Raw genomic sequence first — 13,245 nt, 5'->3', positions numbered from 1 at the left:
TCAACCATGGCGCTGAACTTTTACTTCACTCACGTTCGCGATGCCCAGCCCGGGCGCGTCCGGGAGCACCACGGTCGAGCCGTCGTACCGGATGCCGCCGGTGACCGGCGACCAGGCCAGCCACCAGGCGGCGTCGAGGTCCGAGACGGCGCTGGTGCCGTACGCGGCGACCAGGCTCGCCGCGGCGCCCACCCCGACCTGGCTCTCCATCATCGACCCGACGATGGTGCCCATGCCGTGCGCGGTGGCCAGGTCGAGCAGCGCCCGGGCGGTGTGCAGGCCGCCGCTCTTGGCCAGCTTGACGTTGACCATGTCGGCGGCCCGGCGGCGGATCACCTCCACCAGGTCACGCAGGTCGAAGACCGACTCGTCGGCGAGGATCGGCAGGTCGACCCGGTCGCTGACCCAGGCCAGCCCGTCCAGGTCGCGGCGGTGCACCGGCTGCTCGACCAGCTCCACGTCGAGCCCGGCGTCCTCGATGCCGCGGATCACCCGGACCGCCTCGCGGGGCGTCCAGCCCTGGTTGGCGTCGAGCCGGATCCGCACGTCCGGGCCGACCGCGGCGCGGACCGCCCGCACCCGGTCCAGGTCGCCCCGGGCGTCCGTGCCGACCTTCAGTTTCAGCACGGTGAAGCCCTCCGCGCGGCGCTGCTTCGCCGCCGCGGCCAGGTCCACCGCGTCGCCGGCGGCGAGCGTGACGTCGGTCGGCACGCGCAGCGCGGTGCCGCCGAGCAGGCGCACCAGGGGTACGCCGAGCCGTCGCGCCGCCAGGTCGTGCAGGGCGACGTCGACAGCCGCCTTGGCGGACTCGTTGCCGGCCACCGCGCGGCGCACCTCGGCGCAACGGGCCTGCAGGTCGTCGGCGTCCCGGCCGGTCAGCGCGGGCCCCAGCAGCTCCCGCACGCACGCCTCGGCGCCGGCGATCGACGCCCCGGTCACCTGCCACACCTGCGGGGCCTCGCCGAACCCGGACCGCCCGTCGCTGTCCAGCACCTCGACGACCAGGGTGTCCACCGTGGTGGTGCGGCGCAGCGCGGTGACGAACGGGGTGTGTAAGGGGGCGGAGAGCCGGTGGGTGCGTACCGCGGCGATCGTCATGTGCGGCACCCTATACGCAGAGAGCCGGCGACAGGGGAGGGCCGATGGCGGTACGGGACTGGGAGCTGGTGGGCGCGCCGAACGCCCGTGACCTGGGTGGGCTGCCCGCGGCGGACGGCCGGCGGGTGCGCGCCGGGCGGCTGCTGCGCAGCGCCGCGCTGGGCCGGCTCACCGACGAGGACCTGCCGGTGCTGGGCAAGCTGGCCCCGGCGTGCGTGGTCGACCTGCGGCACGCCGGCGAGCAGCGGCTCGCCCCGCCGGACCGGCTGGTCGGCGAGCCCCGGGTGGTGCACCTGCCGGTGTACGACCCGGCGCACCCGGTCTTCACCTACGTCTCGGCGGTGCTGCTCGGACACGACGTGGACGCGTACGAGGAGTTGGCCCGGGAGGGCATGCCGGCGGCGATGGCGGCGATCTACCGGTGGTTCGTCACCGGGGAGTCGGCGCGGGCCGGGTTCGGGGCGGCGGTCCGGCTGGCCGCCGAGGCGGAGAACCTGCCGCTGTTGTTCCACTGCTCGGCCGGCAAGGACCGCACCGGGTGGCTGGCGGTGGTGCTGCTCACCGCGCTCGGGTTGGACGAGGCGGTGATCCGGGCCGACTACCTGCGGCACAACGAGCTGACCGAGAGCCTGCGCGAGGTGCTGCTGGCCGCGATGAGCCGGCGGCGGCCGGAGCTGGATCCGGCCGCGGCGCGCCCGCTGCTGGAGGTGCGGCCGGAATACCTGGACGCCGCATACGACGAGGTGCGGCGGGCGCACGGGTCGTTCGGGGCGTACCTGCGTGACGGGTTGGGCCTGACCGACGACGTGCTCGCGGCGCTGCGGGCGAACCTGCTCGACTGAGCGCCGTCGCCGGCCGGTCCGGCGGTCAGAGTTCGTGCCGGGACTGCCACACCCGGGCGGAGATGCCGGCGATGAGCCGGCAGGCGTCGTCCTCGGCCTCCTCGCCGGTGGGCCCGCCGTCGGCCAGTTCGGTGGTGGTGCAGACGACGATCGCGTACGGCGGGGCGTCGTCGGGGAAGACCACCCCGGCCCCGTGCCGGACCCCGCGCACCCAGCCGTTCTTGTGCGCGATCCGGGTGCCCTCGGGCAGGCCGGCGGCGAGGTCCTCGCGGTGCTCCTGGGCGAAGAGGACGTCCAGCATGGACGCGCAGCCGGCCGGGGAGGCGAGCGGGCCCGGCCGGTGCGCCCCGAGGGCCAGCTCGCCGAGGAGCGCGGCCAGGTCGGCGGCGGTGACCAGGTTGTCGATCCCGGCGTCCCGGGCGGCGAAGTCCTCGATGCCGCGGCCGGTCAGGCTGTGCCGGGCGCCGGCCAGCGCCCACGCCTCGGCCACCGCGGGCAGCCCGACCTGGGCCAGGCAGATGTTCGTGGCCAGGTTGCTGGACCGGATGATCATGCGTTCGGCGAGCCAGCGGGTGGACGCCGTGCCGCCGACCCGCGCCCAGACCGCGTCGTCGTTGTCGTAGTGCTGGGCGTTGGCGTACCGGGGCGCGCCGGGCAGCGCGGAGTCGAACGCGTTGCGCACCGGGATCGGCTGGTCCAGGTCGAGCCGGCCGGCCTCGGCGGCGCGGTGCAGCGCCACCAGCACGGCGACCTTCATGGTGCTCGCCGCGTAGTGGGTGGCGTCGGGCAGCCGGGTCCAGGTGGGTGCCGCGTCCAGCCGCCCCACGTACGCGGAGACGGTGCCGGGCACGCTGTCCAGGTGCGCGTCGAGATCATCCCAGGTCATGCCGGTGACCGTAGCGGATCTTCGGGGCGCGCGGGGCTGCGGTCCCCGGCGGGCGCGGTCTAGCGTGCGCAGATGACGACCGCTGCGTACGACGCCATCGCCGACTGGTACGACGACTACGTCACGACCGCCGCCGCCGACTACGGCGACCGGGTCCGGGCGGCGCTGGCCGAGCTGCTGGGGCCGGGTGCCGGGCGCTGCCTCGACCTGTGCTGCGGTACCGGGGCGCACGCCGCCGAGCTGCGCCGGCTGGGCTGGCGGCCGGTCGGGGTGGATCTGTCGGCCGGCCAGTTGCGGCATGCCCGGGCGCGGCTGCCGGTGGCCCGGGGCGACGGCACCTCGCTGCCCCTGGCGGACGGTTCGCTGCCGGCGGTGGTCTGCGTGCTGGCCCACACCGACATGCCGGACTACCCGGCGATGGTCCGCGAGGCGGCCCGGGTGCTGGCGCCCGGCGGGCGGCTGGTCCACGTCGGCGTGCACCCGTGTTTCGTCGGTGCGTTCGCCGACCGTTCCGAGCCGGGGCGGGCCGTGATCGACGGCGGGTACGCCGAGCGGGACCGCAGCTTCCGGTCCTGGAACAGCACCGGGGTGCGCGCCCGGGTCGGCGCCTGGCACCTGCCGCTGGCCGACCTGCTCAACGCGGTCACCGACGCCGGGCTGGCGCTGACCGCTGTCCGGGAATCGGGCGCCGGCCCGCTCCCCGACATTCTGGCCCTCCAAGCCGGCAAACCCGCCTGACCCACCCCCTCGTGGGGGGCGGGCCCGGGAAAAGGCGGGAGCCCGGTCCGCCTGAGCGGACCGGGCTCCCGTCGGGCTGTGGATCAGCCGGCGTGCTTGCGGCGGGCCGCCATCCGGCCGCGCTGGGTCTGGTCCAGCACCACCTTGCGGATCCGCACCGCGGCCGGGGTCACCTCGACGCACTCGTCCTCGCGGCAGAACTCGAGGGCCTGCTCCAGCGACAGCTTGCGCGGCGGGATCAGCTTCTCGGTCTCGTCCGAGGTCGACGCGCGCATGTTGGTGAGCTTCTTCTCCTTGGTGATGTTGACGTCCATGTCGTCGGAGCGGGAGTTCTCCCCGACGATCATGCCCTCGTACACCTCGGTGGTCGGCTCGACGAAGAGCTGGCCGCGCTCCTGCAGATTGATCATGGCGAACGAGGTCACCGCGCCGGCCCGGTCGGCGACCAGGGAGCCGTTCTGGCGGGTGCGCAGCTCGCCGAACCACGGCTCGTACGACTCGAAGACGTGGTGCAGGATGCCGGTGCCGCGGGTGTCGGTGAGGAACTCGGTGCGGAAGCCGATCAGGCCGCGCGCCGGGACCAGCCACTCCATCCGGATCCAGCCGGTGCCGTGGTTGACCAGCTGCTCCATCCGGCCCTTGCGGGTCGCCAGGAGCTGGGTGATCGCGCCCAGGTACTCCTCGGGCGCGTCGATGGTCAGCCGCTCGACCGGCTCGCAGGTCTTCCCGTCGATCTCCTTGGTGACCACCTGCGGCTTGCCGACGGTCAGCTCGTAGGACTCGCGGCGCATCTGCTCGACCAGGATGGCCAGCGCCAGCTCGCCGCGGCCCTGCACCTCCCAGGCGTCCGGCCGCTCGGTCGGCAGGACCCGCAGCGACACGTTGCCGACCAACTCCTTGTCGAGCCGGTCCTTGACCATCCGGGCGGTGACCTTGGCGCCCTTGACCCGGCCGACCAGCGGCGAGGTGTTGGTGCCGATGGTCATCGAGATGGCCGGCTCGTCGACGGTGATCAGCGGCAGCGGGATCGGGTTCTCGGCGTCGGCCAGCGTCTCACCGATCATGATCTCCGGGATGCCGGCGACGGCGATGATGTCGCCCGGGCCGGCGCTGTCGGCCGGCTTGCGCTCCAGGCCCTCGGTCATCAGCAGCTCGGAGATGCGGACCCGCTGGGTGTTGCCGTCGGTGCGGCACCAGGCCACGGTCTGGCCCTTGCTGATCGTGCCCTGGCGGACCCGGCACAGCGCCAGCCGGCCCAGGAACGGCGAGGCGTCGAGGTTGGTGACGTGCGCCTGCAGCGGCGCGTCCTCCTCGAACGCGGGCGGCGGGATGGTGTCCAGCAGGGTGCGGAACAGCGGCTCCAGGCTGTGGCTGTCGTCGGGCACCGAGCCGTCGGCGGGCTGGGTCAGCGAGGCGATGCCGTCGCGGGCGCAGGCGTAGACGATCGGGAAGTCGATCTGCTCCTCGTCGGCGTCCAGGTCGAGGAAGAGCTCGTAGGTGTCGTCCACGACCTCCTTGATCCGGGCGTCCGGCCGGTCCACCTTGTTGATCACCAGGATGATCGGCATCCGGGCCTTGAGGGCCTTGCGGAGCACGAAGCGGGTCTGCGGCAGCGGTCCCTCGCTGGCGTCGACCAGCAGCACCACCCCGTCGACCATGGTCAGGCCGCGCTCGACCTCACCACCGAAGTCGGCGTGGCCGGGGGTGTCGATGATGTTGATGGTGACCGGGTCGGAGCCGTCCGCCGGCAGGTACCGCACGCCGGTGTTCTTGGCCAGGATGGTGATGCCCTTTTCCCGCTCGAGGTCCATCGAGTCCATGACCCGTTCGGTGTCCTCACCGCGGGCGCCGTAGGCGCCGGCCTGCCGCAACATGGCGTCGACCAGGGTCGTCTTGCCGTGGTCGACGTGGGCGATGATGGCGACGTTGCGGAGGTCGGTGCGTAGCTGCATACCCTCCATACTCCTGTCTGCGGTTGCCGGGGCACGCCTCGGGGTGACCCCGAGATGGCCCGGATCTCTGGCGAAACTGCTGTCCCGACCGTTGCAGCGACTGGCATGCTGGCTCCCGTGCGGGGGACCGGATGCCTGACCTGCTGAGCTGGCTACAAGGCCTGCCGGCCCTGCTGATCTACCTGGTCGCCGCGACGATCGTCGCGGGGGAGACCGCGGTGATCTTCGGACTGCTGGTGCCGGGCGAGGCGACCCTGCTGCTGGTCGGCTTCCTAGCCTACGCGGGGACGCTGCGGATTATTCCGGCGCTGCTGGCCATGACGGCGGCGGCCGTGATCGGAGACACACTCGCCTTCCGGGCCGGCCGGCGGTACGGGCCGCGGCTGCGCGCCTCGGGGCTGGGCGCCCGGGTGGGCCCGCACCGCTGGCGGCGGGCCGACTCGCTGCTCGAGCGGCTCGGCGGGCGGGGCGTGCTGGCCGCCCGGTGGGTGGCCTTCGCCCGGACGCTCGCGCCGCGGCTGGCCGGGGCGGCCGGGCTGCCGTACCGGCGGTTCGCGCCGTGGAACCTGGCCGGGGTGGTGAGCTGGGTCGGCGCCTCGGTGCTGGTCGGCTACGCCGCCGGGGAGTCCTACGAGCAGGTCTCCCGGCTGCTGGGTCGGGCCACCGGCGCGGTGCTGGTGCTGCTGCTCTGCCTGACCGCCGTGGTGCTGGCCGGGCGCTGGCTGGGCCGCAATCCGGACCCGGCGCGCGCGCTGGCCGCCCGGGCCGCCGCCCTGCCGCCGCTGCGCTGGCTGCGAGCCCGCTACGGGGTGCTGTTCTTCCTGGTCGTCATGCGGGTCGGGCCGGCCTGGACGCTGCTGCTGAGCCTCGCCGCCGGGCTGCTGCTGCTCTTCGCCGCGGGGCTGGCCATCGCCGCGGTGCTGGAGGCGGTGGTCCGGCACAGCGGGCTCGGCGTGCTGGACGGCCTGCTGGCCGAGTGGTTCGCCGCCCGGCGTACCCCCGGGGTGGCCGACGCGGCGCTGGCCGTGGTGTCGGTGCTGCGCGGGTCGTTCCTGATCCTCGCGGTGGCTCTGGTCGCCGCGGTGCTGGCCTGGCGGCACCGGCCCTGGCGGGCCGACCCGCTCAGCGTGGTCGGCACGGCGGGGGCGTTCGTGCCGCTGGTGGTGCTGGCCGTGGTCGCCGACCTGACCGGTCCCGGCGGCCCGGCGGCGACCGCGGAGTACCTCCCCGGGCAGAACGCGGTGGTGACCGCGAGCTTCGGCACGCTGGCCTGGCTGCTGTCCCGGGGCGCCCGCTGGCCGGTGGCGGTGGCGGTGTGGACGGCCGCCCTGGCCGGCGTCGTCGCGGTCGGCGGCGCCCGGCTCTATCTGGGCCTGAGCACGGCCAGCGGTACGGCCACCTCGGTGCTGCTCGGGGCGGCCTGGGTGACCGTGTTCGTGGTGGCCTGGGCCACCCGGGACCGGGCGCTCGACGACGCCGCACCGTCGTCCACCCCGGGCCAGGGGGGCCACCCGCCGCGTCCGCGCCGCTCCCGACCGGCCTCCCGCGCCCGGCGGGGCGGCGTCGACCCCGGGTGACGCCCGCCGGCCCTGGGTGACGCCCGCTGGCCCTGGGTGACGCCCGCCGGCCGGACCGACCCCGAGTTGCGGCATGTCGGTGTTTCCCGGCCCGTTGAGGGGCCGCTTCGCGGCAACTCGGGTGCGCTGGCAGACCTCGGGCCGGCTGGCCCGAGGCGGGGGCCCGGTGGTCGTCCACCCGGCCCCCGCCGTCTGGTCAGTCCCGGGCACCGACCGGCTCGGCGGGCGCCGGGGGCGTGCCGGCCGGGGCGTCGGGCTCGCGGGCGATCCGGCCCGGCCACCAGAACCGGTCGCCGAGCAGGAAGGCCAGCGCCGGGACCAGCACCGTGCGGACCAGCAGGGTGTCCAGCAGCACGCCGACGCAGACGATGATCCCGATCTGGGTGAGGGTGAGCAACGGCAGCACGCCGAGCACGGCGAAGACCGCCGCGAGCAGCACCCCGGCGCTGGTGATCACCCCGCCGGTGACCCGCAGCGCGGAGAGCATCCCGTCCCGGGTGCCGGTCCGGCGGGCGTCCTCCCGGGCCCGGGTGACCAGGAAGATGTTGTAGTCCACCCCGAGCGCCACCAGGAAGACGAAGGCGAGCAGCAGCACCCCGCTGTCCAGCGCCGGGAAGCCGAGCACGTGGTCGAAGATCAGCCACGCGGCGCCCAGGCTGGCGAAGAACGAGGCGATCACGGTGAGCACCAGCAGGACCGGGGCGACCAGGCCGCGGAGCAGCAGCACCAGCACCGCCCCGACCAGCAGCAGGATGATCGGCAGGATGAGCCGCAGATCGTTGGTGTTCGCCCGCTCCGAGTCGTAGCTGGCGGCGACCGTACCGCCGACCAACGCGCCGTCCGGGCGGTCCGCGCCGGCCACCGCCGGCGGCGCCGAGTCCGGCACCGCGGCGACCGCGTCCCGCAGCGCCGTCACGGACCGGTCGGCGGCGGCCGTGCCCGGCTCGGCGGTCAGCACCACGTCGATCTGGGCGACCCGGTCCCCGGTGGCGCCCGGCCGGGCGGAGGCGACCCCGTCGACCGCGCCGGCGGCGGCCAGCACGGCCGGGGCCGCGCCCGGGTTGGTGAGCACGGCCAGCGGCTGGGTGGCGCCGGCCGGGAAGGCCCGGGCGAGGGTCTCCGCACCGGCGACCGCCTCCGGCTTCACCCGGAACTGCTCGGTCTCGGACAGGCCGGTGCGGATGCCGAGACCGCCGAGGGCCAGGCCGGCGAGGACCAGCGTGGCCACCACCGCGACCGGCGCCGGCCGGCGGATCACCGCCGCGCCCAGCCGGCCCCAGAGCCGGCCCTCGCGGGCCGGGCTGCCGACCCGGGGTACGAAGGGCCAGAACAGCCCCCGGCCGAAGAGCACCAGCGCGGCCGGGAGGACGAACAGCGCGGAGAGCATGGCGAACACCACGCCGGTGGCGCAGGCCAGCGCGAGCGCCCGGTTCGTCTCCTGCTCGGACAGCAGCAGGGTGAGCACGCCGAGCACGACGGTGCCGCCGCTGGCCAGGATCGGCTCGGCGGTCCGGCGCAGCGCGGCCCGCATGGCGGTGAACCGGTTCTCCTCGCGGCGCAGTTCCTCCCGGTAACGGGCGATCAGCAGCAGGGCGTAGTCGGTGGCGGCGCCGAAGACCAGGACGCTGGCGATGCCGGTGACCTGGCCGTCCTGCAGGTGGATGCCGAGCGCCGGCACGAGGCTGTCGACCGCGCGCAGGGTGACCTGTTCGGTGGCGGCGACCACCAGCAGCGGCACGATCCAGAGGAACGGGCTGCGGTAGGTGAGCAGCAGCAGCACCGCCACGACGGCGGCGGTGACCGCGAGCAGGGTGATGTCCGCACCGTCGAAGACCTGGGCGAGGTCGGTGGTGAAGGCGGGCGCCCCGGTCACCTCGACGGTCAGCGCGTCGGGCAGGTCGGCCAGCGCCTCGCGCACCGAGGTCACCTCGTCGACCAGGGCGTCCCGGCCGCCGACGGCGGACAGGGGTACGGCCACCAGCGCCACGGTGCCGTCGGGGGAGAACTGGGCGGGCGCGACCCGGCCCCCGGCGGCGAGCCCGCCCAGGGCGGCCGACGCGCCGTCGAGCGCGGCCCGGTCGGACTCCGACAGCGGCGCCCGGTCGGCCCGGGAGACCACCACGATCGCCGGCTGGACGTCGCTCGCCGGCAGCTGCTCCTGGAGGCGCTCGACCTGGGTCGACTGCCACTGCACGGAGAGGCCGGTGGCGGAGACCGGGGCGGGGTTGTCGGGCCTGGGCAGGCCGAAGACGAGCGCGCTGACGACGAGCGCGGCGGCCACGGTGAGCCAGGCGGCCAGCCGGCCCCGGGCGACGCGGGTGAACAGAGACATCGGGGTGCCCTCACGTGATCGTGTGCCGGGTTACTCGGTGACCTAGTATCTTGACAACCGAGATTATCCGCCGGGGTTCTATGCTGCAACCGGACCGGTCGGACAGGGGGCGGCAGCGAGACGTGGCAGCGCAGAGCATGTATCGGCGGCGGGACGACCGGCGCGCCCGGATGATCGCGGACATCACCAACGACCTGCGGCGCTACGCGGCGGACGCCCAGCACGTCGGGCACGCGTTCGCCGGCCTGCACGGGCTCAACGCCACCGACCTGCAGGCCCTCATCGCCGTGATGGACGCCGAACTGGTCGGCGACCCGATCACCCCCGGCCGGCTCGGTGAGCGGTTGAACCTCTCCTCCGGCTCGGTGACCGCGCTGATCGACCGCCTCGAGCGGGCCGGGCACATCCGCCGGGACCGGGACACCGCCGACCGACGCAAGGTGTTCCTGCGCTACGCCGACCAGGGCGCGGAACTGGCTCGCAGCTTCTTCGCCCCGCTCGGGCGCCGCAACGACCAGGTGATGGCCCGGTTCAGCGACGAGGAACTGGAGACCGTGCACCGGTTCATGGCCGAGATGGTGACCTCGATGCGCGAGCACCGGAACGCGATGCGCGCCGCCCGGGGCGAACCGCCCAAGCGCGCCGCGGACGCCGGGGCGGCGGACTGACCGTCGCCGGGGGATCCACCCGGCGGTGCCGGCGGGCCGCCGGACGGTGTCGTAACTCTGTGTGCTGGACCCGCCCGAGGTGCCACCGAATCGCGAGTGTCCTTCGTGGCTGGTCCCGCCGCGCGTCGAGGCACCGTCCACAGCCGCCCCATAGTTCCAGATAGTGCCTCTGACCTGGGCATTTAGCCGTCGGCGCGGATATTCTCGGTGCAAGTGCCCGGCGCTGTGCATCCTCCCGACCGGACGTGTCCCCGCGTCGGTTGCCTCACGGGCAGTGATTGCCGTGTCCGGTCGGTGAACGATCCGGAAGGCGGTTCCGTATGACCACAGCCCCACCGAATCTCCTGGCCGTCCGCAACCTGCTACTCACCCACCTCAACATCGACAAGGGCGCCGTGCGCGCCGTGGACCTCGAACCCGCCGAGGTCGGCATCGTCGGCGACGCCGGTCACCGCGGTGGTTACCACTGTGGCTCCGACCGGGTGGTGGCCCGGGACTACTCCGTCGTGGAGTCCACCCGGGACTCCTCCGGGCTCACCCTGTACGCGTCCGCGCTGGACGTCGGCGAGTTCACCGTGAAGTCCGGCGGTGCCACCCACAACCTGCGTACGTTCTCCACCTGGTGCGTCGCCCAGTGCGTGGCCGGCGCGGCCGGCACCGGGGACCTCAGGGAGATCATCTACTCGCCGGACGGCCGGACCGTGCGGCGGTGGGACCGGCTGGGCAAGCGCAGCACCGGCGACTCCAGCCATCTCTTCCACACCCACTTCAGCTTCTTCCGCGACTCCACCAAGGCGGGCCGGGACCAGACCCCGCTGTTCCGCCGCTACCTCACCACCATCGGGCTACTGGAGGACGACGACATGAGCGCAAAGGCCGAGGAGCAGATCAAGAACATCTACACCGGCATGTTCTATGGCGGGTCGAGCATGGGTCGCAGCGTCGACCCGGACGGCTCCGGCCCCCGTACCAGCAGCAACAGCCTGGTCGCCAAGATCGACTACCTGATGCTCCGGGTGGACGCCCTCGCCGCGCAGGTGACCGCGCTGTCCGGCAAGGACTTCACCGACGAGCAGGCGATCGTCAACGGGGTGCTGGCCGGCCTGCCGCCGGAGAAGATCGCCGCTGCCATCCCGCCGCAGATGGCCAAGGACGTGGCCGACGAGTTGGCCCGGCGGATGGTGGCCTGATCCGCCGCCGGTGCGGTGGCACGGCCCCCACCGCACCGGTCGCGGGCGAGATAAACGCAAGAGCTATTGCGCAATAACTCTTGCACATGGCAGGGTCGCGGCATGGAACGGAACGACGTCCGACAGGTCACCGACTCGCGAGTGCTCGCCGCGCTCGCCCATCCGCTGCGCCGCCGGCTCATGGACGTCCTCAAGGTGTACGGCCCGTGCACCGTCGGCATGCTCGCCGAGCGCACCGACCAGGCGCCGGCGAACGTGAGCCACCACCTCAAGGTGCTCGCCGCCGCCGACCTGCTGCTCGAGGCGCCCGAGCTGGCCCGCGACCGGCGGGAACGCTGGTGGCGGCTGCGTGACCGCGGGGTGCGCTGGTCCAGCAGCGACTTCGCCGACGACCCGGCGGCCCGGGTGGTGGTCGACGCCGCCAGCTCGCTCAACCTGGAACGGCACGCCGAACTGGTCCGCGCCTGGCACGCGGCCCCCGACGAGGCCCACGCCGAGTGGGGCGAAGGGCCGTTCAGCACCGACAAGTGGTTGCGTCTGACGCCGGACGAGCTGGCCGAACTCAGCCGCGAGGTGATCGCGCTGTTCGCCCGGTGGGCCGACCGGCCGGTGCCCGACGACGGGCAGCGCCGCGAGCCGGTCTTCCTGTTCGCCCACGGCGTCCCGGGCCGGCCGTGACCACCGCGCCGGCCCGCGGGTCCGCGTCGGCGACGCGCGGCGGGCTGTTCCGGCACCGCGACTTCCGGCTGCTCTGGACCGGTCACACGGTGAGCGCCGTGGGCAGCAACATGACCACAGTGGCGCTGCCGCTGGTCGCGGTCGCGGTGCTCGATGCCACCACCTTCCAGGTGGCGGTGCTCACCGCCGCGGCCTGGTTGCCCTGGCTGCTGGCCGGTCTGCCGGTCGGGGCGTGGGTCGACCGGGTCCGCCGTCGCCCGGTGATGATCGCCGCCGACCTCGCCGCCGCGGCGCTGTTCGCCAGCGTGCCGGTGGCCGCCCTGGCCGGGCTGCTCACCGTCGCGCACCTGCTGATCGTGGCGCTCGGCGCCGGCCTGGCCCGGGTCTTCTTCGAAACCGCCGACCAGGTCTACCTGCCCACGCTGCTGCGTCCCGAGCAGGTGCCCGAGGCCAACGCCCGGCTGCACGCCACGCAGACGGCGAGCTACCTCGTCGGGCCCGGACTCGCCGGCCTGATCGCCCAGCTCGTCGGCGCGGTGACCGCTGTCGCGCTGGACGCGCTCAGCTTCCTGCTGTCCGCGTTGTGCGTGCGTCGCATCCGCGCCGTCGAGCCTCGGCCGGACCGTCCCGGCGGGACGACGTCGCTGCGCCGCGAGGTCGCCGCCGGGCTGCGGTTCGTCGTCCGCGACCCGTACCTGCGGGTGCTGACGGTCTTCGGGGCGGCGAGCAACATCGGGCTCACCGGCTACCAGGCGGTGCTCGTGGTGTTCCTGGTCCGCTCGGCCGACCTCCCGGCGGGCCTGGTCGGCCTCCTGATCGGTCTCGCCAGCCTCGGCGGCGTGATCGGCGCCGCGCTCGCCGCACGCCTGGCCCACCGGCTCGGCAGCGCCCGTACGCTGCTGCTCGCCGGTGCCCTCACCGGCCCGCCCGCGCTGTTCATCCCGCTGGCCGGACCCGGCGCACGCACGGCGTGGCTGGTGCTCGGCGGCGTGCTGGTGAGCCTGGGCGTCGCGGTGGGCAACGTGATCAAGGGCAGCTTCCGGCAGACGTACACCCCGCACCGGCTGCTCGGCCGGGTGACGGTGAGCATGCAGCTGCTCAACTACGGCACGATCCCGGCCGCGGCCGTGCTGGCCGGCGCGCTGGGCGCGGTGTGGGGGCCGGCCGGGGCGATCCGGATGATGACCGCCTGGCTGGCGCTGACCCCGCTGATCCTGCTGGCCGGGCCGCTGCGGCGACGTCGTGACCTGCCGGCTGCCCCGGCGTGAGGATGCGCTGCGGCGG

11 protein-coding genes are annotated in these 13,245 nt (G+C 74.3%); 7 read left to right on the top strand and 4 right to left on the bottom strand.

The window, feature by feature from the left end; genetic code table 11:
• On the bottom strand, positions 1–1,098 hold the full coding sequence (locus tag ACIBPB_RS08540) for a mandelate racemase/muconate lactonizing enzyme family protein (protein WP_396838940.1): 1,098 nt from the start codon (positions 1,096–1,098) through the stop codon (positions 1–3).
• A 44-nt stretch (positions 1,099–1,142) separates the two neighbouring features.
• Between ACIBPB_RS08540 and ACIBPB_RS08535 the strand changes: the two genes are divergently transcribed.
• Positions 1,143–1,940: a tyrosine-protein phosphatase gene (locus tag ACIBPB_RS08535; RefSeq protein ID WP_396838939.1), complete on the top strand. Its 798-nt coding sequence runs from the start codon at positions 1,143–1,145 to the stop codon at positions 1,938–1,940.
• A gap of 25 nt (positions 1,941–1,965) precedes the next feature.
• Here ACIBPB_RS08535 and ACIBPB_RS08530 read toward each other — a convergent pair whose 3' ends face one another.
• Complete coding sequence (locus ACIBPB_RS08530) at positions 1,966–2,826, bottom strand: serine hydrolase (protein WP_396838938.1); 861 nt, start codon at positions 2,824–2,826, stop codon at positions 1,966–1,968.
• Between the two features lie 72 nt (positions 2,827–2,898).
• On the opposite strand from ACIBPB_RS08530, the gene ACIBPB_RS08525 reads away from it, so the two are divergent.
• Positions 2,899–3,564 (top strand): class I SAM-dependent methyltransferase, encoded by a 666-nt coding sequence (locus ACIBPB_RS08525; RefSeq protein WP_396838937.1) that lies wholly within the window; start codon positions 2,899–2,901, stop codon positions 3,562–3,564.
• 83 nt (positions 3,565–3,647) lie between these two features.
• Here the strand turns inward: ACIBPB_RS08525 and typA are convergent, their stop codons facing one another.
• Positions 3,648–5,516, bottom strand: coding sequence for a translational GTPase TypA (gene typA / locus ACIBPB_RS08520; protein WP_396838936.1), 1,869 nt, complete (start codon positions 5,514–5,516; stop codon positions 3,648–3,650).
• A gap of 131 nt (positions 5,517–5,647) precedes the next feature.
• Here typA and ACIBPB_RS08515 point away from each other — a divergent pair, with 131 nt between their 5' ends.
• Positions 5,648–7,093 carry a DedA family protein gene (locus ACIBPB_RS08515; RefSeq protein WP_396838935.1) on the top strand — a complete coding sequence of 482 codons (1,446 nt, stop codon included), beginning with the start codon at positions 5,648–5,650 and terminating at the stop codon, positions 7,091–7,093.
• A gap of 196 nt (positions 7,094–7,289) precedes the next feature.
• On the opposite strand, the gene ACIBPB_RS08510 is transcribed toward ACIBPB_RS08515, so the two are convergent.
• Positions 7,290–9,425 carry an MMPL family transporter gene (locus ACIBPB_RS08510; RefSeq protein WP_396838934.1) on the bottom strand — a complete coding sequence of 712 codons (2,136 nt, stop codon included), beginning with the start codon at positions 9,423–9,425 and terminating at the stop codon, positions 7,290–7,292.
• Between the two features lie 137 nt (positions 9,426–9,562).
• Between ACIBPB_RS08510 and ACIBPB_RS08505 the strand changes: the two genes are divergently transcribed.
• The 4 genes from ACIBPB_RS08505 (at position 9,563) to ACIBPB_RS08490 (ending at position 13,229) form a co-directional block, all read left to right on the top strand.
• Complete coding sequence (locus ACIBPB_RS08505) at positions 9,563–10,093, top strand: MarR family winged helix-turn-helix transcriptional regulator (RefSeq protein WP_396839475.1); 531 nt, start codon at positions 9,563–9,565, stop codon at positions 10,091–10,093.
• A 320-nt stretch (positions 10,094–10,413) separates the two neighbouring features.
• Complete coding sequence (locus ACIBPB_RS08500) at positions 10,414–11,283, top strand: hypothetical protein (protein ID WP_357329260.1); 870 nt, start codon at positions 10,414–10,416, stop codon at positions 11,281–11,283.
• Positions 11,284–11,385: 102 nt separating this feature from the next.
• Complete coding sequence (locus ACIBPB_RS08495; RefSeq protein ID WP_396838932.1) at positions 11,386–11,961, top strand: ArsR/SmtB family transcription factor; 576 nt, start codon at positions 11,386–11,388, stop codon at positions 11,959–11,961.
• Entirely contained in the window at positions 11,958–13,229 is a 1,272-nt protein-coding gene (locus ACIBPB_RS08490; protein ID WP_396838931.1) for an MFS transporter, read from the top strand. Before ACIBPB_RS08495 ends, ACIBPB_RS08490 begins: the two co-directional genes overlap by 4 nt.
• The last annotated feature ends 16 nt before the right edge of the window (positions 13,230–13,245 follow it).

This window comes from Micromonospora sp. NPDC049836 (assembly GCF_044465125.1).
In the GTDB taxonomy this organism is placed as follows: domain Bacteria; phylum Actinomycetota; class Actinomycetes; order Mycobacteriales; family Micromonosporaceae; genus Micromonospora.
This window is presented reverse-complemented; position numbering and strand designations above follow the sequence as displayed.

Excerpts from the sequence above, each read along its gene's own strand:
- ACIBPB_RS08540 (WP_396838940.1), bottom strand. The coding sequence starts at position 1,098 with ATGACGATCGCCGCGGTACGCACCCACCGGCTCTCCGCCCCCTTACAC.
- ACIBPB_RS08535 (WP_396838939.1), top strand. The coding sequence starts at position 1,143 with ATGGCGGTACGGGACTGGGAGCTGGTGGGCGCGCCGAACGCCCGTGAC.
- ACIBPB_RS08530 (WP_396838938.1), bottom strand. The coding sequence starts at position 2,826 with ATGACCTGGGATGATCTCGACGCGCACCTGGACAGCGTGCCCGGCACC.
- ACIBPB_RS08525 (WP_396838937.1), top strand. The coding sequence starts at position 2,899 with ATGACGACCGCTGCGTACGACGCCATCGCCGACTGGTACGACGACTAC.
- typA (WP_396838936.1), bottom strand. The coding sequence starts at position 5,516 with ATGCAGCTACGCACCGACCTCCGCAACGTCGCCATCATCGCCCACGTC.
- ACIBPB_RS08515 (WP_396838935.1), top strand. The coding sequence starts at position 5,648 with ATGCCTGACCTGCTGAGCTGGCTACAAGGCCTGCCGGCCCTGCTGATC.
- ACIBPB_RS08510 (WP_396838934.1), bottom strand. The coding sequence starts at position 9,425 with ATGTCTCTGTTCACCCGCGTCGCCCGGGGCCGGCTGGCCGCCTGGCTC.
- ACIBPB_RS08505 (WP_396839475.1), top strand. The coding sequence starts at position 9,563 with ATGTATCGGCGGCGGGACGACCGGCGCGCCCGGATGATCGCGGACATC.
- ACIBPB_RS08500 (WP_357329260.1), top strand. The coding sequence starts at position 10,414 with ATGACCACAGCCCCACCGAATCTCCTGGCCGTCCGCAACCTGCTACTC.
- ACIBPB_RS08495 (WP_396838932.1), top strand. The coding sequence starts at position 11,386 with ATGGAACGGAACGACGTCCGACAGGTCACCGACTCGCGAGTGCTCGCC.